At 60.1% G+C, this 23,699-nt stretch carries 21 protein-coding genes; 5 read left to right on the forward strand and 16 right to left on the reverse strand.

Annotation, left to right across the window (positions count from 1 at the left end; all coding sequences use genetic code 11):
- Positions 1–18: 18 nt before the first annotated feature.
- The gene (locus CKW20_RS27885) at positions 19–912 is read right to left on the reverse strand and encodes a LysR family transcriptional regulator (protein WP_095055755.1); all 894 of its coding nucleotides are present in this window, start codon (positions 910–912) and stop codon (positions 19–21) included.
- 128 nt (positions 913–1,040) lie between these two features.
- Here CKW20_RS27885 and CKW20_RS27890 point away from each other — a divergent pair, with 128 nt between their 5' ends.
- The 3 genes from CKW20_RS27890 to CKW20_RS27900 all read left to right on the forward strand — a co-directional run bounded on the left by CKW20_RS27890 (position 1,041) and on the right by CKW20_RS27900 (position 4,477).
- Entirely contained in the window at positions 1,041–2,462 is a 1,422-nt protein-coding gene (locus CKW20_RS27890; protein ID WP_095055756.1) for an MFS transporter, read from the forward strand.
- A gap of 84 nt (positions 2,463–2,546) precedes the next feature.
- On the forward strand, positions 2,547–3,521 hold the full coding sequence (locus tag CKW20_RS27895) for a quinone oxidoreductase (protein ID WP_095055757.1): 975 nt from the start codon (positions 2,547–2,549) through the stop codon (positions 3,519–3,521).
- A gap of 29 nt (positions 3,522–3,550) precedes the next feature.
- On the forward strand, positions 3,551–4,477 hold the full coding sequence (locus tag CKW20_RS27900) for a LysR family transcriptional regulator (RefSeq protein ID WP_095055758.1): 927 nt from the start codon (positions 3,551–3,553) through the stop codon (positions 4,475–4,477).
- A 192-nt stretch (positions 4,478–4,669) separates the two neighbouring features.
- Here CKW20_RS27900 and CKW20_RS27910 read toward each other — a convergent pair whose 3' ends face one another.
- The 11 genes from CKW20_RS27910 to CKW20_RS27960 all read right to left on the reverse strand — a co-directional run bounded on the left by CKW20_RS27910 (position 4,670) and on the right by CKW20_RS27960 (position 17,472).
- Positions 4,670–6,124, reverse strand: a complete 1,455-nt coding sequence (locus CKW20_RS27910) for a GDL motif peptide-associated radical SAM/SPASM maturase (protein WP_095055759.1) — start codon at positions 6,122–6,124, stop codon at positions 4,670–4,672.
- 213 nt (positions 6,125–6,337) lie between these two features.
- Positions 6,338–6,919, reverse strand: coding sequence for a DUF1842 domain-containing protein (locus CKW20_RS27915; protein WP_095055760.1), 582 nt, complete (start codon positions 6,917–6,919; stop codon positions 6,338–6,340).
- 54 nt (positions 6,920–6,973) lie between these two features.
- Positions 6,974–7,618, reverse strand: coding sequence for a DUF1842 domain-containing protein (locus CKW20_RS27920; protein ID WP_095055761.1), 645 nt, complete (start codon positions 7,616–7,618; stop codon positions 6,974–6,976).
- Between the two features lie 41 nt (positions 7,619–7,659).
- On the reverse strand, positions 7,660–7,848 hold the full coding sequence (locus tag CKW20_RS27925; RefSeq protein WP_095055762.1) for a DUF1843 domain-containing protein: 189 nt from the start codon (positions 7,846–7,848) through the stop codon (positions 7,660–7,662).
- Positions 7,849–8,095: 247 nt separating this feature from the next.
- Entirely contained in the window at positions 8,096–8,983 is an 888-nt protein-coding gene (gene yghX / locus CKW20_RS27930) for a YghX family hydrolase (RefSeq protein ID WP_095055763.1), read from the reverse strand.
- A gap of 122 nt (positions 8,984–9,105) precedes the next feature.
- The gene (locus CKW20_RS27935; RefSeq protein WP_095055764.1) at positions 9,106–10,671 is read right to left on the reverse strand and encodes an amino acid permease; all 1,566 of its coding nucleotides are present in this window, start codon (positions 10,669–10,671) and stop codon (positions 9,106–9,108) included.
- 157 nt (positions 10,672–10,828) lie between these two features.
- A complete protein-coding gene (locus CKW20_RS27940; RefSeq protein ID WP_095055765.1) occupies positions 10,829–11,989 on the reverse strand; it encodes an iron-containing alcohol dehydrogenase in 1,161 nt (386 codons plus the stop codon).
- 3 nt (positions 11,990–11,992) lie between these two features.
- Positions 11,993–13,384 (reverse strand): aldehyde dehydrogenase family protein, encoded by a 1,392-nt coding sequence (locus tag CKW20_RS27945; RefSeq protein ID WP_095055766.1) that lies wholly within the window; start codon positions 13,382–13,384, stop codon positions 11,993–11,995.
- 9 nt (positions 13,385–13,393) lie between these two features.
- Positions 13,394–14,767: a glutamine synthetase family protein gene (locus CKW20_RS27950; protein ID WP_095055767.1), complete on the reverse strand. Its 1,374-nt coding sequence runs from the start codon at positions 14,765–14,767 to the stop codon at positions 13,394–13,396.
- Between the two features lie 203 nt (positions 14,768–14,970).
- A complete protein-coding gene (locus tag CKW20_RS27955; RefSeq protein WP_095055768.1) occupies positions 14,971–16,728 on the reverse strand; it encodes an L-lactate permease in 1,758 nt (585 codons plus the stop codon).
- A 102-nt stretch (positions 16,729–16,830) separates the two neighbouring features.
- Entirely contained in the window at positions 16,831–17,472 is a 642-nt protein-coding gene (locus CKW20_RS27960) for a TetR/AcrR family transcriptional regulator (protein WP_095055769.1), read from the reverse strand.
- A gap of 100 nt (positions 17,473–17,572) precedes the next feature.
- Between CKW20_RS27960 and CKW20_RS27965 the strand changes: the two genes are divergently transcribed.
- The gene (locus tag CKW20_RS27965; protein ID WP_095055770.1) at positions 17,573–18,226 is read left to right on the forward strand and encodes an NAD(P)H-dependent oxidoreductase; all 654 of its coding nucleotides are present in this window, start codon (positions 17,573–17,575) and stop codon (positions 18,224–18,226) included.
- A 243-nt stretch (positions 18,227–18,469) separates the two neighbouring features.
- Here the strand turns inward: CKW20_RS27965 and CKW20_RS27970 are convergent, their stop codons facing one another.
- From CKW20_RS27970 to CKW20_RS27985, 4 genes are all read right to left on the reverse strand, one after another.
- Positions 18,470–19,408, reverse strand: a complete 939-nt coding sequence (locus tag CKW20_RS27970; RefSeq protein WP_095055771.1) for a class I SAM-dependent methyltransferase — start codon at positions 19,406–19,408, stop codon at positions 18,470–18,472.
- A gap of 75 nt (positions 19,409–19,483) precedes the next feature.
- On the reverse strand, positions 19,484–21,847 hold the full coding sequence (locus tag CKW20_RS27975; protein ID WP_095055772.1) for a TonB-dependent receptor: 2,364 nt from the start codon (positions 21,845–21,847) through the stop codon (positions 19,484–19,486).
- Between the two features lie 84 nt (positions 21,848–21,931).
- Entirely contained in the window at positions 21,932–22,468 is a 537-nt protein-coding gene (locus CKW20_RS27980; RefSeq protein WP_095055773.1) for a DUF4880 domain-containing protein, read from the reverse strand.
- Positions 22,461–22,994, reverse strand: a complete 534-nt coding sequence (locus tag CKW20_RS27985; RefSeq protein WP_095055774.1) for a sigma-70 family RNA polymerase sigma factor — start codon at positions 22,992–22,994, stop codon at positions 22,461–22,463. The genes CKW20_RS27980 and CKW20_RS27985 overlap by 8 nt, the downstream gene beginning before the upstream one ends.
- Positions 22,995–23,241: 247 nt before the next feature.
- On the opposite strand from CKW20_RS27985, the gene CKW20_RS27990 reads away from it, so the two are divergent.
- Positions 23,242–23,649, forward strand: coding sequence for a response regulator (locus tag CKW20_RS27990; RefSeq protein ID WP_095055775.1), 408 nt, complete (start codon positions 23,242–23,244; stop codon positions 23,647–23,649).
- Positions 23,650–23,699: the final 50 nt, after the last annotated feature.

The following is a 23,699-nucleotide window of genomic DNA, read 5'->3' on the forward strand; positions in this document are numbered from 1 at the left end:
GCGGTCAGGTCTGAAATTCTAGGGCTGCGCACAAACCTCTCGAACACAACCACGCAACCACCGATGCGCTGAATCGGCATCCATCCGTGGGTGCCAGAGCATCGAAATGGTGATCGGCGGCAGGTCGAACGGAAGGTCAAAACTGTGCAGGCCGGCGCGCAGGTTTCGGGTGTGTTGCGCGGGCACGGTGGCAATCAGGTCGGAGGCGCGAGCGAGCGCCAGCGCGGCCGAGAAGCCGCCGACGATGGTGGTGATCTCCCGCTCTAGCCCCAGTGCTTCCAAGGCTTCATCCATCGGCCCCTTATCGAGCCCGCGCCGTGAGACCAGGATGTGTTTGCCAGCGGCATAACGGGAAGCGGTGACCTGACCCTGGTTCAGTGGATGCCCCATACGCACGACGCCGATGAAGCGATCTTCGAACAACGCCCGGCTGCGCACTTCCGGGCTCGTCGTGCCGCCGACCACGCCAGTTTCCAGGTCGACCGAACCGTCGCGTAGCGCGGCGCTGTCTTTGTTCAGCTTCTGCACAAAGTGCAAGCGCACGTCGGGCGCTTCCTCACTGACGCGAGCTATCAACGCCGGGCCGAAGTTTTCGACGAAACCGTCGCTGGTGCGCAGGGTGAACGTTCGCACAAGTTGCTTGAGGTCGAGTTGTTCGGCGGGGCGCAAAACGGCTTCTGCGTCTTGCACCAAGCGACTGACATGTTCGCGCAGTTCCAGCGCCCGGGGCGTCGGCACCAGCCCGCGTCCGGCCCGGACCAGCAGCGGGTCGCCGGTGGTTTCGCGCAACCGCGCCAGCGCCCGGCTCATGGCCGACGGGCTCAGCCGCAGTCGTTGAGCGGCGCGGGCGACGCTGCCTTCGGTGAGCAGCACATCCAGGGTGATCAGCAAATTCAGGTCGGGAGTCGTCATGCCTCAACGTTAGCACGGTGTGTGGGTGACATGGCGTCAAACGCATCTATCAAGTGCAAGTGGTGCGTCTTCCGCCATGTCACGGCCAGGCATACGCTGCTGATCTACCTTTCAGACGTGGCCAAACCATGAAACTCATCACTCAATCAGGCTCGGTCCGCTGGGCACTCGTCAGCCTTTCGCTGTCGATGTTGATGCCCTCACTCGATACCAGCATCGCCAACGCGGGATTGCCGACACTGGCCGAGGCGTTCGATGCTTCCTTTCAGCAAGTGCAGTGGATCGTTCTGGCATATCTGCTGGCGATCACCACGCTGATTGTGAGTGTCGGACGACTCGGTGACCTCGTCGGCCGTCGACGTTTGCTGCTGGCGGGCATCGGCATTTTCACCCTGTCATCGCTGGCGTGTGGTGTCGCGCCGTCGCTTTGGTGGCTGATCGGTGCCCGGGCGGTGCAAGGGCTCGGGGCAGCCATCATGCTGGCGCTGACCGTGGCGTTTGTCGCCGAGACAGTGCCGAAAGCGCAGACCGGCAGGGCCATGGGATTGCTCGGCACGATGTCGGCGATCGGCACCACGCTGGGGCCGTCGCTCGGTGGGATGTTGATCGCAGGCGCAGGCTGGCAGGCTATTTTTCTGCTCAACGTGCCGCTGGGTGTTCTGAATATCTGGCTCGCGTATCGCTATTTGCCGGCGGATCTTCAGCGGTCGAAAGCGCGGCGGGTGGGTTTCGACAAGGCAGGCACGTTGCTGTTGGCGCTGACGCTTGCGGCGTATGCGCTGGCCATGACGATCGGGCGCGGTGATTTTGGTCCGCTCAATATCGCGCTGCTGCTGACGGCTGTTTTCGGCGTTGGGCTTTTCATCTTCGTAGAGGCCACGGTTGCATCACCACTGATTAAATTGGCGCTGTTCCGGGAGCCGGGATTGAGCGCGAGCCTGGCCATGAGCACGCTCGTTTCGACGGTGATGATGGCGACGCTGGTGGTCGGGCCGTTTTATCTTTCGGGTGCGCTTGGGCTCGGTTCGGCGCTTGTCGGCCTTGCCTTGTCGGTCGGCCCGTTGGTGGCGGCGCTGACCGGGGTGCCGGCCGGTCGTCTGGTGGACCGTTTTGGTACTCGGCGCATGACCCTTGTCGGGCTCGTCGCAATGGCGCTCGGCACGGGTGCTTTATCGATGATGCCGGCGAGTTTCGGCATCCTCGGTTACCTCGCGCCCATCGCGGTGATCACTGCCAGTTACGCGTTGTTCCAGGCGGCCAACAACACCGCGATCATGACCGACATCCGCCCGGACCAGCATGGCGTGATTGCGGGGATGCTCAGCCTGTCGCGCAATCTCGGACTGATCACCGGGGCCTCAGTCATGGGCGCGGTGTTTGCCTTTGCCTCGGCGACGGCAGACATCAGCACAGCATCTCCCGCAGCCATCGCCAACGGTATGCGAATAACGTTTGCCGTCGCTGCGCTGTTAATCGTTCTGGCCCTCGCTATTGTGCTGACGCTGCGAGTTTCACACTGCTGCACTGTGTGCAGTAATGAACTGCAGTGAAGCTGTATTGTTCACCTGAAATCGAATGCCGATACTTCCCGCACATGGCGCAGATGGGCTGCGCTGAAGTGAAGGAGTCTGGCAATGGTTTCTGTCGTTCGTATCGCACACACCGGCGCACCTGAGGTGATGACCATCGAGCAAGTGTCGGCGCGTGAGCCGGGGCCGGGTGAAGTCTGGCTGGAGCAGGAGGCGATTGGCGTCAACTTCCTCGATGTGAGTCAGCGTAAGGGCGCCGTACCGCTGCCATTGCCGTCGGGTCTTGGCCTTGAAGGGGCGGGCCGGGTTGCCGCCATCGGCGCGGGAGTGAGCAACGTCAAGGTGGGTGATCGGGTGGCCTACGCAACAGGGCCTATCGGCGCTTACGCCAGTGCGCGCCTGTTTCCGGCCGACCGGCTGGTGTCGATTCCCGATGCGTTGACGGCTGAAGAGGCCGCCGCGGTGTTGTTCAAAGGCATTACCGCGCAGTACCTGCTGAAGACGACGTATCCGGTCGGCCCCGGTACCACCCTGGTTCTGTATGGCGTCGCGGGCGGCCTCGGGCAGATCATGGCGACGTGGGCCAAACACCTGGGGGCTTTTGTCATCGGAGTTGTATCCCGGGCCGAAAGTGTCGAGACCGCCAAGGCGCTGGGCTGCGATGCGGTGCTGGTGTTCAATGCACAAACATTGGCCGCGGATGTCGCAAAGATCACCGACGGCAAGAAAGCCGATGTGGTCTACGATCCCATCGGGCGAGTATCGTTCGAAGCGTCGCTCGACTGCTTGCGACCGCGTGGGTTGATGGTGTCTTTCGGGGCATCCTCCGGGGCGCCGACAGCGGTCGAAGTGGGCACGCTCAATGCCAAGGGCTCGTTGTTCCTGACCCGTCCTTCACTCGCCGCGCACACCACGGATATCGCCGAATACCGGCAACGGGCCGATGATGTACTGGCCGCGGTCGAGGCGGGCATAATCAAGCCCGGCATCTGGGGCCGCTATGCATTGGTCGATGTGGCCAAGGCCCATGCCGATCTGGAACGCGGCCAATCTCGCGGAGCGATCGTCCTCAAACCCTGATCGCTTGTTACCTGAAAAAAGAGTGTTTTGTGAACCCACTGGACAGCCGCCACATCGATGAAATTGCAGCGCTTCTCGCGGTTGCCTCGGCGCATTCGTTCGTGGCCGCCGGACGGTTGCTGCAACGCCATCCGACGGTGATTTCAAAGCGCCTGGCGGCCATGGAAAAGCGCTTGGGCGTGCGACTTATGGAGCGTACGACGCGACAAGTGCGGTTGACCGATGCCGGCAACCGCCTCGTTGAACGTCTGCGCTCTGCCACGGGGTTGATCATCGAGGCCGAACAGGAAGCGTCACTCGGCGCGGCGCAGGTTCGTGGCGTTTTGCGCCTGGCTTTTCCTGCTGCGATGGGGCGCCTGTGGCTGGCGTCGATGTTGCCGGAATTTCTGGCGGCTCATCCGCTGGTCTCCGTCGAGGTGGATTACAGCGATCGCGTCGTCGACATCATTGGGGAAGGATTCGATGCGGCGATTCGTATTGGCGAATTGAACGACAACCGCCTGGTCGCGAAGAAGCTCAGCGATCATCGCCGCATTCTCTGCGCTTCACCGAGTTACATAGAACAGCATGGTTTACCGGCCAGTCCGAAAGAACTGACCGAGCACAATTGTCTGGGCTTCACTGGCCTTGCGGCGTTTCCTGAATGGCGTTTGTCGAAGGGTGATAGGCAGGAGAGGGTCATCACCAAGGGAACCTTGACCTCGAACGACGGCGAGGCGTTGCTCGTCGCGGCCAAGGCTGGCGTCGGTATTTTGGGCGCTGGCGAGTGGCTGATGAGCCGGGAGATCGCCAATGGCCAGATGGTTCGCGTTCTGCCGGAGTGGGATTTGGACGCCCAGGGGGGGATTTACCTGGTGCGAGCATCTGCCGCGTTTACACCGGCGACGCTCATGGCATTCAAGGAATGGCTGAAGGCAAGATTTGCGGATGGGCCGCCTTGGTCAGTTAAGCCGTAAACCACCTGTAGCAGCTGCCGAAGGCTGCGTCGGCTGTAGCAGCTGTCGAGCCTGCGAGGCGGCGTTCGGCTGCGCAGCAGTCGTCAAACCAGAATTTGCGGTGCATCAGGCAAACCGCGTCTACCGGATTCACGACTGCTTCGCAGCCGAACGCCGCCTCGCAGGCTCGACAGCTGCTACAAATAATGCGTCTTAGCGGTGCTGCACCCCCAACAGACCGGTCAGGGTGTTGATAATCGCTTGTTGCCGCGCACGGTCTGTCTGGTGCACAGCTTCAGCGGCGGCGACATCGGCGTCACAGTGGGGGCAGGTCACTTCGTGCGCATGGATGTATTGCAAGCAGCCGCGACACAGCGCCAGTTGCGGTGGAATACGTCCTTCGTCCGGCGATTTCTGGCCCTGGTTCGCCCAGGCCAGTTTGATCACCTGGCCGCTGTCGCTGACGCTGTTGACCTTCTCGCCGGTATCGATGCGTTCGGTGATCAGGTCAAAACGTCCGACGGCGAAGGAGGTCTTTGCCGCGTCTTCGAGTTTGACGATACGCTCGCGCAGCCCGCGTTTTTGCAGGTCCAGCGCGCGGTAATGGCAGTAGGGGTTGTTGCCGGGTTTGCCGAGCAGGGAGTGTGACGTCCAGGTGCAGCCGCCACGGCAAACGTCGTTGTAGTAACAACTTCGGCAGTAACCCCACAGGTCTTCGACGCCGCGCAAGCGACCAAAGTGCATGCCTTCGCTGTAGTGCCAGATATCGTGCAGGCTCATGGTGCGTACGTTGCCGCCCGAAAACCCCACCGTTGCCAATGACGGGCAACCCTTGACGGTGCCGTCGGCTTCCAGCGCCAGCACGGTCTGGCCGGCGGCGCAGCCACTCCAGTGCACACGGTCGTCACCGAAACCACGCCACATGTGTTCATAAGGACCGTAGTAACCAATGTTGTTGCCCACGTTCATCAGCAGGCCGCGGTCGACACCTTCGCGATACAAACGCGCCAGCAACGGCATCACTTCCAGCAGTTGATACGGCTGCAATAACAGCTCCGGATGATCGACGGCATTGCCCATCGCGACCGTCAGCTGGATCTGCCAGTGAGTGGCGCCAAGGCCGATGATCAGGTCCATCAACTCAGGCAAATCGGGCAACGTGGCCGCGCCGATTTGGGTGTTGACGCTCACCGCAAGCCCGGACTGTTTGGCCCGTCGCAAGGTGTCTACCGCCTTGTCGAACGAGCCCGGAACATTGCGCACCGCGTCATGTAGCGGGGCCAATCCATCCAGTGAAACACCGACGCCATTGAGCCCGGCATCCACCGCGGCTTGCATTTTCGCCGGTGTCAGATTGCGTCCACCGGTTTGTATGGCGCAATACATGCCGTGATCGTGGATGGCCTGGATCAATTGCGTCCAGTCCTTGCGCAAATAGGCTTCACCACCGATCAGGGTGATTTCGCGAGTGCCAAGGGCCGCCAGGGAATCGATGACGTCCAGGCATTCCCGGGTGTTCAATTCGTCGGGGCGTCGATGGCCCGCGCGTGAGCCGCAATGCAGGCATTTGAGATCGCAGGCCAGGGTGATTTCCCAGACCACATGCACCGGCACGTAGCGTTTGAGGTCGGTTTCACTGAGGTAGCGGGCGGGGCGACTGTCTGACATGGGAAATCCTTGCGCACAACGCGTGCGCGGCACGAATCCATCGAAGTGTTCGCGCCTTCCTTGGGACAGTGGCGCGACCGGATTTACCTTTTGCGCGGAACCTGTAGGAGCGAGCTTGCTCGCGAAGGCAGCGGCACAATCAGCATTGATGTCGCCTGACACACCGCTTTCGCGAGCAAGCTCGCTCCTACATGGATTGCGTTGTTACGTGGGTTAGCGAGCCTCCAGCCGGGCGATTTCAACGTTCAACTGGTCCAGCGCATTACGCAGTGCACCGCTATGGGCGAGTTGCTGCTCACCCTGACTGACCACGGCCTTCAATTGCGCCAGGTCACCACTGGTTTGCGCTTGCTGGACCGCGACGGCGTAGAGCGGCACGGCATGGTGCGGATGCTCTGGGCGCACAATAACGGAAGCCTGGCTGACAGCGGCGTGTTTCACGTAATGCCATTGGCCCTGATTTTCGTACTTGTAGTCGGCATAACCGCTCGCCCAATCGCCGCCTAAAATGCCCTTCAAACCGAAGGTCTGGGCGATCTGGCTGAGAGGGCCGCTTGGGCTGCCTGCGAGGGTAAGGATGATGTGGTTTTCGGTCGTCGGCACCAGTTTGGCCTCGGCGTACTCACCCCATACACGGGCACGGAAGTTGAGGGGCGGGTAGGTGCTTTGGTAAATACTGGCAATCCCGCTGACTTTTTTCTTTACGGTGTCCACCAGCAGATCCAGGGTTAAAACCGGTGCGCCCAGCAGGTGATTGCTGACGTTTAGGCGGGTATGAAAAAGTCCGATTGACATGGTGCTACTCCCTTATTTGTATTCAAGACAAGTCGGGCATATTTCGTGGTCGAGTCAGCGGCGTTCCTGCCGGCTGATTTCTTCCTTGGCCGTTTCAAGCGCACTCTGCAGTTGGGGTTGCTGATCCAGTTGCTGCTGGGCCAGACGCGACAGGTTTTTCATCTGGGCCAGGTCACCACTGGCCATTGCACTTTGAATCGGTGCGGCGTACAGCGGCATGATGGGCGGATAAGATGACTCCGGCGGAATCACCGGGCCGGGCTCCAACGGCAGCGGGGAGACGTGGGACGGCACCGCCTCAATGAGATGGGCGGGCGCATTGTTGACCTCGACCCACTGCTGACCATTCAAGTACGAGTAGTTGGCGACGCCTTCTTTCCAGTCGGTGCCCACCACCAGTTGCAACTTGAAATTCACGATGGAGTTCGAGCCTAGGCCTCCGTGATTGCCTTGGGCGGTGATCAGGATTTTGCTGACGCCGGGTGACATGACCGTCAGGTAGGTGTACTCGCCCCAGACATCGGAATGCACATCCAGCGGCGGGTTGGTCGCCTGAGTGATTGCAGCGGTGCCATTGACAGTCTCATCAGGGGTAAAAACCAGAAGATTGAGTGCCAGACTTTGTGCCCCTGGCATCGAAGTACCAATTCGGTAGCCGAGCGGGAACAAACCGACAAGTTGTTGATTAGAACCAGACATGGTTATTGCCTCCATTGCAATAAGGGGAGCGGAAATAGCGGTTAGTGCTTTTCCAGGCGTGCGACTTCCTTGGCCAACTGCTCGTAAGCGGTATTTAGCTCTTTGTTTTCTGGTGTGGATGCATCGCGTTGTTTCAACAGCGTCTTCATTTGCGGCAGGTCGCCTGCCTTGATCGCGCCTTGGATGGCCACCCCATAGGGGGGCATGCTATGGCGAATTGAACTGCTCATAACGATTCCTTCCGTGGTGTTTTGCGGACACTGCTGTTATCAGCAGTTTGTGCAGTTAAGCAGGCACGGATGAATATGCAATGGACAATGGAAGAGTAATTTTTAATATTATTTTATTAATCGCGACGGGTTAGGAGGCAATATGTTCAATATTAAGATTGGCGATGAAGGAAGGCCTGTTCAGTTACTTCTTCATAAACGTTAAGTTCTTTATCGCCATTGTTTGCATTTGATTAAGCCGTTGTCGCTAAGCCAGGTAGCGCCGAAACCAGGCCAGTGTTCTGTCCCAGGCAAGCCTGGCGGCGGCATCATCGTATCGAGGCGTGGAGTCGTTATGGAAACCGTGGTTAACGCCTGGGTAGATATAGGCTTCATACGTCTTGCCGGCCGCTTTCAACGCCTGTTCGTAGGCGGGCCACCCTTCATTGATGCGTGTATCCAGTTCACCGTAATGAAGCAGTAGGGGCGCCTTGATTCTGGGGACATCTTCTGCCTTTGGCTGACGGCCATAAAAGGGCACGGCGGCCCCCAGCTCCGGATAGGCCACAGCCGCGGCATTGGCGACTCCACCGCCATAACAGAAGCCGGTGATGCCGACTTTTCCGCTGGTGGCGTCATGTTTCATCAGCCACTCGATGGCGGCGAAAAAGTCATTCATGAGTTTTTCCGGATCGACTTTCTGCTGCAATTCCCGGCCTTTGTCATCGTTGCCAGGATAGCCGCCCACCGACGTCAGGCCGTCAGGGGCGAGTACGATGAACCCCGCTTTGGCGAGACGCCGGGCGACATCCTCGATGTAAGGATTGAGCCCACGGTTTTCATGCACGACCACCACCGCCGGCACCTTGCCGGTGGCTTTGGCAGGGCGCACCCAATAGCCACGAACCTGCCCGTGACCCTTGGGCGAGGGGTAAGTGATGTACTCGGCAATGATGTCCGGGTCGGTAAATTGCACCTGTTCGGCCAGCGCATAATTCGGGCTCAGGGCGGCGAGGAGGGCCGAGGCCGTCAAGCCGCCCAAGGTGAACAGCGCCGCACGATCAAGAAACTCTCGCCGGTTGATTTTGCCGTGGGCGTAGTAGTCGTAGAGTTCGAGCAGTTCAGGGGCAAAATCTTTCGCCGTGAGACGGTCCATCTGCGTGCTTCCCTTTGGTTGATCGCGATTCGGCGGCTTTTGGTAGGAGCCAGGCATGCCGGCGAAGGCGCTCTTAAGGGCGCCTTCGCCGGCAAGCCTGGCTCCTACATTTACAATGGCAATCAGCTCTCAGCCTGTTTATTCAACGCCTCTTCAGCCGCTGCGATTTCTGCCTGACGCTTGATGATCATCTCGCCCACGGGCGGGCCCTGGAAGCGTCGGGTTTCAAAGCCGAACCAGACGATCGCCGTCAGAATCAGAAAACCGAGCGTGATGTACAGCGCCCAATCGTTCGGTGGCTGAATGCCGATCACAAAGATCAGCACCATCGAGAGGATCGAGAGGATGGCGAACAACGAGTACAACCCGCGCCCCATGTTCCATGGCCCCATGTGTGGCCACTTCGAGGTCCCGTAGGTAAACAGGCCCAGCACGATGGGAATGATGAAAGAGAAGAACAGGAAGATCACCGTGCAGGAGACCACAATCGTGTAAACCGGCGTTTCACCGATCGATACCAGGGACGATCCCCACACGAACAACACCGCAAGAATGGCACCGGTCCAGATCGCTGGCACGGGGCTGCGATGGGTCGGAGAGACTGAGGCCAATGCTTTGGAGAAGGGCAGGCCGCCGTCACGGGAGAACGCGAAAATCATGCGCGAAACCGAGGTCACGGTCGCCAGCCCGCAGAGCACCTGCGAGATGAAAATCGCCAGGTAAAGCGCCATCTTGATCGCCGGGTTTACCTGAGTGTCCATCGCCCAGAAGAACACATTCCAACCCTGCTTCGCCGCTTCGTCCATGCTCGGCAGCATCAGTACAAACGAGCAGAGCATGACCCAGCCGAACAGCAACGACCAGGCCACCGAGCTGACCATCCCGACCGGTACCGACACGGATGCCTGATGGGTTTCTTCGGACGTATGCGCCGAGGCGTCATAGCCGGTGATGGTGTAGATCGGCAAGAGCAGGCCGAGCATGAAAATCCAGCCGTTCGACACCTGTGGCCAGACGTTGCCGCCGGCCTCGCCGGAATAGTTGCCGAAGGTCACCAACCGGGCGAACTCATAGCTGGGTGCGGCGATCAGGCAGACGATGGTCAGCGCGAGCGCCGTGGCGAAGATCAGGTAGCCCGAGAAGTCGGTGAGCTTTGCCGTCAGGCCGATGCCGAAGTGGTTACACAAGGCCTGGAGGCCAGTCAGGATCGCCAGGAAAGTGATCCGTGTGGTGATGGTGTCTTCCATTCCCAGGGCCGGTCCGAAGGCACCGAAAAAGAAGTAATAGGTACCGACGTTGATCGCGCCAAGGACCGTGATTAGTCCCAGCAGGTTGAACCAGGCCGTCAGCCAGCCGGTGAAGCGGTTACCGAGAATCGAGCCCCAGTGATAGAGGCCGCCAGCGGTTGGGTAGGCCGAGGAAATCTGGGCCATGGCCATGGCGAAAACCCCGGAGATCAGGCAGCCGAGTGGCCAGCCGATGCCGATTGCCGCACCGCCCGCACCCGAGGTGCCTTGTGCCAGCGAGTTGATGCCACCCGAGAGGATGCAGATGATCGAAAAGGAAATGGCGAAGTTAGAGAAAACGCCCATGCGTCGAGAGAGTTGCTGGGCATAGCCCATGCTGTGCAACACCTTGAGGTCGTCGTCTTGTGGCGCGGTGGCGCCGGGTTGGCTTACTGGACTCATAGCGTGTGCTCTTGTTCAGGTTTTGATCCACATCCATCCGCGTGGTGCGTTTCCGAATGGGTTCGTCTTCAACCCCCTGTCGTACTGCTCCTGCCTCTAACGGTTGAAACCCATCCAGGTTGCGTGCTCACACGTTGGCCATGGACAGACGATTGCTCTAGAGACGGCCGTGAAACGCCGCGTCGAAAATTTCTGCCGCGCCAGTTCGTGTCAACGGCAACGGGTTACCGCTGGCGCAGGGGTCGACAATCGCCATGTCCGCGATCAAATCGGCTTGCTTGTCATCCACCCCCAGCTCAAACAGCGTATGCGGCACGCCGATGTCTTTGCGCAGCTTGAGAACGAAGGCCAGAAAGCTGTCGAACCCCGGGGAGGGCAGACGCAGATAGGCTGCCAGACGGGTGATGCGTTCTTCAATGGCCGGGCGATTGAACTTGAGCACATAGGGCATGAAGGTGGCATTGGTCATGCCGTGATGGGTGTCGTACAGGGATCCCACCGGATGCGAAAGCGCGTGAATTGCGCCCAGACCTTTCTGGAAAGCGGTAGCGCCCATCGCGGCCGCAGCGAGCATTTGCGCGCGCGCGTCGAGGTCGGAGGGGGTGTGTACGGCGCGTACCAGCGCATTGGCCACCAGGCGCATGCCTTCCACCGCAATGCCTTCGGCCATCGGATGAAAACCGGGAGCGCAGTACGATTCCAGGCAATGGGCAAATGCATCCATGCCGGTGCCAGCGGTGACTTTTGCCGGCATGCCGACGGTGAGGGCCGGGTCGCTGATGACCACTCGCGGCATCATCTTCGGGTGAAAAATGATGCGTTTGGTGTGTGTACGTTCGTCGATGATCACCGCTGCACGGCCGACTTCGGAACCCGTACCCGCGGTAGTTGGCACCGCAATGATCGGGGCGATGTTGCCTTCGTCGGCGCGTGTCCAGTAGTCGCCGATGTCTTCGAAATCCCAAACTGGTCGGGTCTGGCCGCTCATGAACGCGATGAGCTTGCCCATATCCAGGCCACTGCCACCGCCAAAGGCGACCACGCCATCGTGTTTGCCGGCGCGCCAGGCGTCGAGTCCTCCTGCCAGATTGGCTTCAATCGGATTCGGCTTGAGGTCGCAAAACAGCGCGACACCGAGGCCAGCAGCGCGCAAGGATTCCAGTGCCGCCGTGGTGATCGGCGTACGCGCCAGGCCGCTGTCGGTGACCAGCAACGGTCGCTGGATACCTTGACTGCGGCAGACCTCGGCCAATTCGGCGATGCGGCCGACGCCAAAGCGGATGCTCGTGGGGTAGTTCCAGTTCGCGGTCAGGCTCATGGCTCAGATCTCGTGGCGCAGATGGAAGGATTTCGCTCGGGTCAGGTGTTCATAGCCAAGGCGCGACAGCGTTACGCCGCGCCCGCTGTTTTTCACCCCGGTCCAGGCCAGGGCCGGGTCCAGATAATCGCAGCGGTTCATGAACACGGTGCCGGTGGCGATTTCGTCGCCGATGCGTTCGGCGGCGGCCAGGTCCTGTGTCCAGATGGAAGCGCTGAGCCCGAACTCACTGTCGTTCATCAACGCGATGGCTTCGTCGTCGTTGGCCACCGGCATGATGCCGACCACCGGGCCAAAGCTTTCTTCGCGCATCACCGACATTTGGTGGGTGACGTCCACCAGTACCTGCGGCGCGAGGTAGGCGCTGCCCGGTGCATCGGTGGGAAAGTCCTTTGGATCGATTAGTGCCCTGGCCCCTTGTGCCAGTGCATCGGCGATCTGTCGGCGAACGAATTCAGCGGCGCTCGGTGTGATCAAGGGGCCGAGGGTGGTGGCTTCGTCCAGCGGATTGCCGAGTACGTATTGGCGGGTCAAGGCGACGAAGCGCTCGACAAAGGCCGGGTAAATTTTTTCATCGACATAGATACGTTCGACGGCGCAACAGCTTTGTCCGGAGTTGAAGAAGCTGCCGTCCACCAGGTTTTCCACCGCATGCTCAAGGTTGGCGTCTGCCCGGACGTAGGCGGGGTCTTTGCCGCCGAGCTCCAGGCCCACGCCGAGGAAGCATCCGGTGGCGGCGCTTTCCATGGCCTTGCCGGCATCGACTGAACCGGTGAAGTTCACCTGCTGCACGCGTCCCGAGGCGATGATCGCGGTGGTCTGCTGATGATCGAGCAGCAGGTTGTGAAACAGGCCTTCGGGCAGATTGGCGCGGCGAAACGCCTCGGCGAACCGTTCGCCCACCAGCAGCGTTTGCGTGGCGTGTTTGAGGATGACGCTGTTGCCGGCCATCAGCGCCGGAATGATCGTATTCACCGCCGTCAGATAGGGGTAATTCCACGGTGCGACAACCAGCACCGTACCCAGCGGTTCACGTTTGATACCGCGCCGAAAACCGGCGACAGGTGCAGGTTCAATCGCTGCCAATGCCTCAGGCGCAATGGCGATCATGTGCCGCGCACGTTCTTCGAAGCCACGCAGCTCGCCGGCACCAAAGCGTACCGGGCGGCCCATCTGCCAGGCCAGCTCCGGCACGATCTCGACCTTCATCGCCAGCATCGCGTCCACGGCGGTGCTGCAAAACGCGGCACGTTCGCTCAGTGGTCGGCGCTTCCATTGCGCCTGGGCGGCTGCGGCCGCCGCCAGAGCCTGCTCGATCTGCGCTGCATCGGCACGGCGGCGTTCGGCGTAGACCCGGCCATCGACCGGGGAGATAAGTTGAACGATTTCAGTCATGGTGTGTGCTCAATAGCGCTCGAAGCCGCGCTGCAGTTCCCAGTCGGTGATCCGCCGGTCGTACTCTTTCTGTTCCCACTCGGCGGTGTGCACGTAGTGGTCGATCACTTCATCGCCGAACGCTTCGCGCAACATGCTCGACGCCTTGAGCGCGGCGCAGGCTTCGCGCAGGGTTTTCGACACTTCAGGCAAGTGCTCGTCGACGTAGGCATCGCCCTCGAAGGGCGGCGCCAGGCTGAGTTTTTCGTCGATACCGGCAAGGCCCGCGGCGATCAAGGCAGCAAAAGCCAGATAGGGGTTGAGGTCGGCACCGCCGATGCGGCATTCGATGCGAATAGCCTTGCTGCCTTCCGCGCACAAGCGAAAGCCTGCGGTACGATTGTCCCGGCTCCACACCGCCCGCGTCGGGGCGAAGGTGCCGGCCTGAAAGCGCTTGTACGAATTGATATAGGGCGCGAGAAAACAGGTGATGTCGTTGGCGTATTTGAGCTGCCCGGCCACCCACGAACGCATCAGCTTCGACATGCCGAACTCGGCCTTGGGATCGAAGAAAAGTGATTTTTTGCCATTCTTGTCCCACAGCGAATTGTGCACATGGCTGCTGGAACCGGCGGCGTCATAGCGCCACTTGGCCATGAACGTGATCGCCTTGCCCTGCAGTTGCGCGATCTCCTTGCAGGCGTGCTTGATGATCACATGGTGATCGGCCATGGTCAGGGCGTCGGCATAACGGATGTTGATCTCTTCCTGCCCCGGCCCCCATTCACCCTTGGAGTTTTCCACCGGGATGCCGGAGGCTTGCAGATGTTTGCGAATCGCCCGCAGGACCGGCTCCTCGCGGGTGGTCTGCAGGATGTTGTAATCCTCGATGTAATGGCCGGCGGTCTTCGGCTTGTGATAGTTGCGCTCGTGGATCGCCTGGTAACTCTCGTCGAACAAATAGAACTCCAGCTCCGAGGCGAACATGCCGGTATAGCCGCGCTCGCGCAGGCGCTCGACCTGCTTTTTCAGGATCGCCCGGGGGCTGTGCGGCAGGTCGCGCCGGTGGTGATGATCGAGTACGTCGCAGAGCACCAGTGCCGTGCACTCAAGCCAGGGCACGCGACGCAACGTGGCCATGTCGGGTTTCAGGACAAAATCGCCATAGCCTTTGCTCCAGCTGGCTGCGGCGTAACCCGGCACCGGTTCCATGTCGATATCGTCGGCCAGCAGGTAATTGCAGCAGTGGGTTTCTTCATGACCGCTGTCGATGAAAAACTCGACCTGGAATCGCTTGCCGACCAGTCGTCCTTGCATGTCGACCATGCAGACCAACACGGTATCGATCTCGCCTGCGGCAGCGGCGCGCTTGAGTGCATCAAAGCTGAGGAGGGGCTCGGTCATCACGTCAATCCTGCGTGAAAGGTTTGGGCCTGTCTGAAATAGCTGTTGCAGACGCTCTCCAGAAAAAACCAAAACCTGCAGAATCGAGCATCGTGAGCAATGAGCTGCTGAAAGCTTAGCCTACTGTTGCTATGCGCAAGTTTCGGCCTGATGTGAATGGCCCGGGCTGTGACCCCGGGCCATGGTTAACAGCAGTCCCTCGGTTAATTCCCGCCCACCACCATATGGCTGAACGGGGCCACATACGCCTGCAACGTCACCAACCCGCCGACCAGAATCGCCAGCACCACGGAGTGGAAAAACACGTAGCGCAGGATTTCCCCTTCATGGCCGTACCAGCGAGTGGCGGTGGACGCGACCACGATCGACTGGGCGTCGACCATCTTGCCCATGACCCCACCGGAACTATTGGCCGCGGCCATCAATACCGGGCTCAGGCCCAATTGCTCGGCCGTTACCCGTTGCAAGCCGCCGAACAGCACGTTGGAGGCCGTGTCCGAGCCGGTCAGGGCAACGCCGAGCCAGCCGAGCAGCGTGCCGAACATCGGGTAGAAAATGCCCGTTGCGGCGAAGGCCAGACCCATCGTGGCGTCGAGGCCCGAGTAGCGGGTCAGGAAGCCCAGGGCGAGCATGGCCACAATGGTGATGAGCGAGTAGCGCACCACCCATATCGTTCGCAGGTAATGGTGCAGCAGCTGCGGGATGGAATAACCCATCAGCAGCCCGCCGAGGATCGCCGCCAGCAAGATGCCGCTGCCGGTGCTGGTGAACCAGTTGAACTTGTAGACCGCGTCCTCGGTTTTAGCCACGGGCACTACGGGCGGGACCTTTTCGATCTGTTGGTGAATGGTGGTGAAGGTCAAGGTCGGGGCAAAGATCGGGTTCGCCTCGCGCATCGGCTTGCCTTGAGGATCGAGCTTGGCCGAGCTGGTTTGCGGATCTATCGCCGGGCGGGTATCGAACAGGTTTTTGAAGCTTTGGGTGCCCCAGGCGAAGACGAAGACGGTGAGGATGATCCACGGCAACCATGCCCGCATCACGGCAGGTTTTGCATCGCTGGCAAAGGTAGCTGTGGGTTTCTCGTCCGGGTCCGCCTCTACCCTGGAGTCGTCGGTCCGGCCTGACAACGCGGCGGAGGTATGCACAGTGGCCGGCTTCCAGACCTTGAGGAAACCGGTCAGGCAGGCCATGGAAATCAGCGCCGCGATCACGTCGACCAGCATCGGCCCGTGATAGTTGGACACGAGGAATTGCGGTATGGCGAAGCTGACCCCGGCGACCAGAATCGCCGGCCAGATTTCCAGCATCTTGCGCCAGCCGGCGAAGGCCCAGATCAGCCAGAACGGCACGATCACCGAGAAAAACGGTAGCTGCCGGCCGACCATCATCGACAGCTCCATTTCATCCAGCCCGGTCACTTTGGCCAGGGTGATGATGGGCGTGCCCAAGGCGCCGAACGCCACGGGCGCGGTATTGGCAATCAGCGCCAGGCCAGACGCGGCCAAGGGCGAGAAGCCCAGCCCGATCAGAATGGCCCCGGTCACCGCCACGGGGGTGCCGAAACCGGCGGCCCCTTCGAAGAAAGCACCGAAGCAGAAGGCAATCAGCAGCAGTTGCAGACGTCGATCGTCAGTGATGCGCGCCAGGGAATCCTGCAGCACTTTGAACGAGCCGTTCTCGGTCGTCAGCCGGTGCAGAAAGATGATGTTGAGCACGATCCAGCCGATCGGCAACAAACCGTTGGCTGCACCGTAAAGCGCGGCCGAGCCCGCCATGTTCGCCGGCATGCCGAAGGCGAAGATCGCAATCAGCAAGGCCGAGCCCAAAGCTAGCAACGCCGCCAGATGCGCCTTGATGTGGAAAAACGCCAGGGAGACCAGCATCACCACCACCGGCACCGCCGCCATGATGGTTGATAGCATCGGGTTATCGAAAGGGTCGTAGATTTGCTGCCAGACCATGTTCCACCTCTGCTTTTTATTGTGGGTAGCGCAGACCCCCGTGGGGGAAGGTGGCTTGGAGTATAGGTGGCATTACCCTGCTGTCCTGGCGGGGCCAGCCGTTCAGGTTTCGAGGCCGTCCCCGAGGCGTGCACTCCTTTCGACCATCGCCACGATCGTTGCGAAAAGTTCGTCCTGTGCCTGCACTGGCGTGATCTCGCCAGTGCAGGCGGCATGGGACAGCGCCTCGGCTGCACCGAGCATCGCCCGAAGACTTGCTGGCGTGATTTCGCCTATCCCGGCAAAGGGGAGGAGGGCATCGCGGCACTTGTCCATGAAGATCGCTTCGTACTCGCGCTTGATCTTTTCCAGCTCGGGCGAGCTGGTCAACGCGGCGATCACGCCGGGTATCTCGCGGCCCTGAAGAAGGACGCAATCAACGTAAGATGAGGCGATGACCATTGCCTTGCTGGCCAGGGTCTGTTCACTGGTTTGCAGCGCGGCGTCCATGAGTGCGGTCTGACGTGCGTCGAACTCCTGATACAGCGCCGCCAGCAACCCGGGACGGGTGATGAAATGGTCATAAACCACCGGTTTGGTCACCCCTGCCTGTTCGGCGAGCCGGCCCAGGGTCAACGCTTCCGTACCTTCCTCTCGAACCAGCTGCCAGGCGACATCCAGCAACTGGCGCTGGCGCTCTTCGCGCGACATCCGGCGACGCGGTTGCGGGCTGGAATCCTGCTCAGGTATTTCAGTGCTTGACATGCTTATATACCAAAAGTAGCTTACCGATCATAACTTACCAAGAGTATATAAGGCTCGCTTCTAGCCCTCAATCACTCATTCCGTAGCAGGAGGTTTCGACATGCACGCACTCATTGTTGTAGCTCACCATGATCCACGCTCGCTCACCCATAGCCTCGCGAGGCAGATCGCCGAAGGTGTATCCGCGGCTGATTCCGACCACTCTTTCGAAATCGCAGACCTTTGGGCGCAAGGGTTCGATCCGAGGTTCGGCGCGGCCGATCTCGCCGTCCATCACCGGGAAGCACCACCCTCCGCCGATGTTGCGGCCGAGCAGGCGAGGATTGATCGCGCCGATGCGCTGGTGCTGGTGTATCCGGTTTATTGGTGGTCGATGCCGGCGCTGCTCAAAGGCTGGATCGATCGTGTGTTCGCCAATGGCTGGGCATTCGATTTCAGTGCGGATGCCAAGTTGGAGAAGAAACTTCGCCACCTGCGGGTTCACCTTGTGGGTGTCGGTGGCGCCGACGCGGGAACCTATGCGCGCCATGGTTATGCCGACGCCATGAAGACGCAGATCGACCACGGGATCTTCGATTATTGCGGTGCCAGCGTTGTGACGTCCGAGCTGCTGCTCGACTCGGAAATCCAGGCGCCGACGGTTCATCTGGAGGCTGCGCGGGTGATCGGTCATGAACTTTTCGGTGCATCCAGGCGCAGCGACACGGCCCAGGATGTTCACTATTGCCGACCGGTCAGCGTCGATGCTTTTTGAAAGACAAAAAAAGAGCCTCGAAGCTCTTTGATGGGGAGGAAGTAGAGCCAGAGGCTCAAGATGCGCATGAAACAAGTGGTGAGCTTATTGGGGTTCAGTTCACTCACCACCTACGCAACGGCCTTAAACCTCCAACCGCTACGTATCAGTATCGTAAGAAGCCGCGGGCTGGCACTCAAGTACCATTAGTCTAATCCCCCGGCCGACCGGCCTGGTGTTGGATCAATATCAAAAGCTCTCTAACTACCCCTGTATGAACACCAACGCCTTCAACCCGCACTCAACATCAGCATCGGGAAACTCCGGCGGATTCTCCAGCCGCTGTTCAAACCGCAAGCTCGGCGCTTCGCGGGTGACGCCATCGATGAGAAAGTCCGCACCGAAAGCCGGATCGTTCATGCAAGCCAGTACCGTGCCCTGAGGGCTGAGCAATTCCGGCAGGCGGCGCAGCACGCGCTGATAATCCTTGGTCAGGAGAAAACTGCCTTTCTGAAAGGACGGCGGGTCGATGATGACCAGATCGTATGGACCCTTGCCGATCACCTTGCCCCAGGACTTAAACAGGTCGTGGCCGAGAAAACTCACTTTGCTCAGGTCATGGCCGTTGAGCCGGTGATTGTCGCGGCCACGGCTCAGGGCCGGGCTGGACATGTCCAGATTGACCACATGCAACGCGCCCCCCTCGATGGCCGCTACCGAGAAGCCGCAGGTGTAGGCGAACAGATTCAACACGCGTTTGCCCTGGGCATTGGCCCGCACCCAGTCGCGGCCGTAGCGCATGTCGAGGAACAGGCCGGTGTTCTGTTTGCGACCCAGGTCCACGCGATAATGCAGGCCGCCCTCGGTGATTGTCATCTCGTCGATCGGCTCCCCGAGCAGCCATTCGGTGGTGCTTTGCAGCAGATAGCGATGTTGCAGCAGCAAGGTGTGCGCGCCGGATTGTTTCCACTCCGCCACCTGAGTGATCTCCATCAGCAACCGCTTCAAATCCTCCAACTGCGCAGGCTCTGGCTCCTTGAACAGCGAGACCAGCACCACGCCCTGCAGCCAGTCGACAGTCAACTGCTCCAGCCCCGGCCAACAGCGGCCACGGCCGTGGAACAGCCGACGGGTTTCTGCGGGCGCAGCCGCAAGGGCAGTCAGCAAATGGTCGTGGAGGACGGAGAGGGCGTCTGGGTTCATCGGGCAAGGTCGGTCATGTAAAAGGGGCGGCATTTTAACCACAATTGGCCCCCCACGAACCAACCGCGCACGCGTTTACCAATCCACCGAATAGCTGACCGCCAATCGACGCCCTTCGGCATGAGGGTAAGGCGCGGCCGCATTGGCCTGCATGTAGAGCGTTTCATAGTTGCGATCGCTCAGGTTGTAGACGCCCATGTCCAGTTTGCCCACCGGCAGCTCCACGCCGGCCAGCAGATCGACCGTGGTATAGCCTTCGATTTTACGACCGTTACCATCCTGAAAACCGGCGTCATAACTGTCCAGGCGCATGGCCTGCAAGCGCAGGTTGTAGTCGTCCTGCTCAAAGGCGACGAAGGCGGTGGTTTTGGCCGGTGAGATGCGCGTGGCCGGCAGGTCGAGCCATTCGCCGTTCTGGCGGGTTTCGCCTTTGGTCCAGGCGTAGGTTCCGCCCAGTGACCAGGCTTGATCGAGGTGATACGTCAGGCTGGTCTCGACACCGCGCACGCGTTCTTTCTGATCGATCAGCCGTTGCGCACGGGTGACGGAGTCGTAGTACTGCGTTACGTCCGAGCGGTTCTCGAACAGGGTAACGTTGGCCTGCAACGACTCCCAGTCTCCGCGCCAGCCGAGTTCGTAACTGTCGACCTTGATCGCTTGAGCGTTGAGGTCCTGGATGTTGTAACTGCCGCGCACATCACGCAGGAAGCGCTGCACATCGGGCAGCGAGAAGCCCTGGCTGAAGTTGACGAACACATCCTGCGCACTGCTGATGTGATAGACCGCGCCGAGGTTGTAGAGAGTGTCTTCGTACTTCAGCGTGCCGCCGGGCAACACCTCGCTCACACCCGCTTGCCAAATGCCGCCAAAGGCAATGCTGTCGGCGACGTCGCTGTGAATCCACTCGTGCCGCGCACCGCCGCGCAGGGTCCAGTCGCCGATGTCCCAGCTCGATTGCGCGAAGAGTGCCGTGGTGTTGGTTTCAATGTCCGGGCCGAAGGCGTAGCGCTGGCCGGTTGGCGTGTAGGCCAACCCGTCGACGTTGTAGCGGTCACCCTGCTGGCTGATTTGTTCGTTCTCGAAGTCGGCGCCCCAGACCAGGTTGCCGGTGGCGCTGCCAATCGAGGGCAGGGTGCTTTCCACGGCGGTGCGCAGGCCATAGACCTCGGCTTCGCTCTCGGAAGCTACGACCCCGGCGTTGGCGCCCCAGTTGTATGGGAAGAACCGCGCCTGCTGTTTGCGCCAGTAGCTTTCCACCATCAACTGCTGGCCGAACAGATCGCGATCGCTGTAATTGAAATTCACCGCCTGGTTATGGGTGAACGGCTGGTCGCTCAACTGCAATCCTTTGATCGCCACCGACTCGCCATTGCGAGCGCCGGCCACATAGCCGGTGTCTTGTTTGTCCTCATATTCCTGCAGAGACAGGCTCAGGCGTCGATCGTCATCCAGATCGAAGCCGAATTTGGCGTGCAGGTCATGGCTCTCGGTGTCCATGTTGCTGCCCTGAAACGCTTCCTGGGCGATGCGATTGCCGTTGCCATCGAACTGGTCATTGCGTTGCAACAGGTCCGCGGACAGGTACCAATCGAAGGCTTTTTCGCGCCCGGTCACGCTCTGGAACACTTCGTAGGCAAAACCTTTGCGGTTGAGGTTGTCGGCGCTGCTGAGGCCCACGCGGCTGCTCATCGCCAGGGATTGCCCCTCGTTACGCTTGGTGATGACGTTGATGATGCCACCCGAGGCGCCCGCGCCGTAGAGGCTGCTGGCACCGGAAACCACCTCGATGCGTTCGATACTCGATGGCGCGATGCTGTTGAGCTGGCGCGAAACGTCGCGACTGGCGTTCTGCGAAACACCGTCGATCAGCACCAGCACGTTACGTCCGCGAATGGTCTGACCGTAGTTGCTCATAGTGCCGGAAGAAGGCGCCAGACCGGGCACCAGCGTGCCGAGAATATCGGCCACCTTGCGCCCGGCAGCCGATTGTTGCGCGATCTCCTTGGCCTGAATCAACTGCACGGTGCCGGGAATCGAGGCGATGCTGGCCTCGCTGCGTGTGACCGACACCACGGTGTCGGACAGGGACAGCGAGCCGCTGCCCAGTTCCAGCGGCGCAGGAGCCGGTTGTAGCGTGACGCTGTTTTTCCCGCTGAAGCGGCATTGCAGACCACTGTCGCGCAACACGGCATTCAGTGCCTGTTCGGTGCTGTAATCACCCTTGAGCGACGGCGCCGTTTTGCCACGCAACAGCGCCGCATCGACGCCAATGGACAGCCCGGTCTGCGTGGCCAGTGCCGTCAGTGCCGAATCCAGTGGCTGGCTCGCCAGTTCGAAGTGATAAGTGTCTGTCGCGGAGTCGGCGAAGGCCGGTACCGCGCAGCTCAAGGCAAGTGCCAGAGTGCTTAGGCGAAAGAAGGAAAAGGTCTGGTTGGTCATTGTTGTTGCTCATGGAATCGACTGTATTAACTCCAATGACCGGGCTGAAATGAAATCGGGCAGTTGTCTTGAAGATTTTTTTGCTCAGCGCCGCCGCACCTGTACCAGGTATTTGCTGTAGGTCTCGATACGAATCGGCAAGGCTGCTTGCAACAAGGCCAGTGCGGCATCGCTATCTTGCGCGGGCAGTACGCCGGTAAAGCGCAGGGTTTGTAATTGCGCATCCGACGTCCAGATAACGCCCCGACGATGCTGATCAATTTCGGCCAGTACTTCGGGCAGTGGCCTGTCGTGGAAAATCAACCGAGCGGGGGTCGAAGCGATCGTCTGCGTGGCGGGCGCCATCCAGCTCTGCACCGGCAGCCACTGGCCGAGGGCGATCGCCGCCGGCAACACCAGGGCTGCGCCTATCAGGCGGGCGCGACGAGACCGGTTTTTCGGTGGCGGCGAGAAGGATTGCCAAAGCTGCTGAAGTTGTTCGAACAGTTGCGCATGGCGCACATCTGCAGCGTGCCAGGCGTTGAATTCGGCCAGAACTTCAGGTGAGGGCGCCTCGTCCAGACGCACCAGCCAAGCGGCAGCCTGCTCGCGAATCTGATCCTGGGTGAGGATTTCACTCATCACTTAACACCTCAGGCAAGGCGTCGAACAAACGGGCATGGCAGTGCGCAAGCGACTTTGCCAGGTACTGCTTGACGCTGCTTTCGGAGACCTGAAGATGTCTGGCAATTTCGGCATAGGAACAGCCATCGACACGCGCCATCAGAAAAGCCTTGCGCGGTTTCTCTTCCAGCTCTTCGAGCAGCAGCAACAGCACTTTCCCGAGCAATTGGCGCACGGCAATGATCTGTTCCGGGCCTTGTTGGGCTTGCTGATCGAGCAGTACGACCATACTGCGCAGGGTTTCTTCCTCGACCCGGCGCCGATGATACTGATTGATCAACAGACGATTGGCTGCCACCAGCAGATAAGCCCGTGGTTCCTGCAATGTCGGCAAAGCGTCCAGGCCCAGCAGTTTGACGAAGGTGTCATGGGCCAAGTCGGCCGCGTTGTCGGGGCAGCCGAGCTTTTTGCGCAGCCAGCCGAACAGCCAGCCGTGATGCCCACGGTAAAGCTCGGAAAGGGACGAAGCGGACTGACCCGACACGACGAAACCTCGAACGAAGACAATTCGCAAATGGGAAGTTGTTGCAAATGCGAATGCTGTCATGTTGCCGCGTGACGTTCAAGTCTGATGCGATGAGCCAAGACTCGGTTGCTACAAAGAATGCGTTTCAGCTGATTTCGCCGTCTGGCTGTATCAAAAATGAATTTTCCGCGAAGTCCGCTGCTCATACCTGTAGGTGGCGGATTTGAGCCCGCGCAAATTTACGTAATCAGGGAGTGACACAGTCATGGGTCCAGTATCAGCGGCGGGCGCGCACTTGTCTGACGGTTTGATTCTTGTGGTTGAGGACGACCCGTTGATCCTGGAGTTTCTTTGCGAAATTCTTCAGGAGGAAGGCTTTGCGGTTGAACCCAAGGTCAGCGCGGACGCCGCGTCGCAGTTTCTGGAGCAGCATGCGCCAGAGGTAGGACTGTTGCTGACGGACATCACCATGCCGGGCAAGCTCAATGGCGCAGACCTGGCGAATCAGTTCGGCGACCGTTGGCCGGACAAACCGATCATGATCATGTCTGGCTTCGAAACCCCGAAAAGTTCTGGGGTCAAGCACCCGGTTGCGTTCATCAAGAAACCTTGGGCGGTGGGCCAATTGCTCGATTGTGTGCAAAACGCCTTGCAGTCGAATCGAACCCTGTAGGCGCTGTCGCGGGTGATGTACATTGCTTGAAAATACTCGCCTGGTTCTTG

The organism is Pseudomonas sp. Irchel s3b2 (assembly GCF_900187445.1).
Lineage (GTDB): Bacteria > Pseudomonadota > Gammaproteobacteria > Pseudomonadales > Pseudomonadaceae > Aquipseudomonas.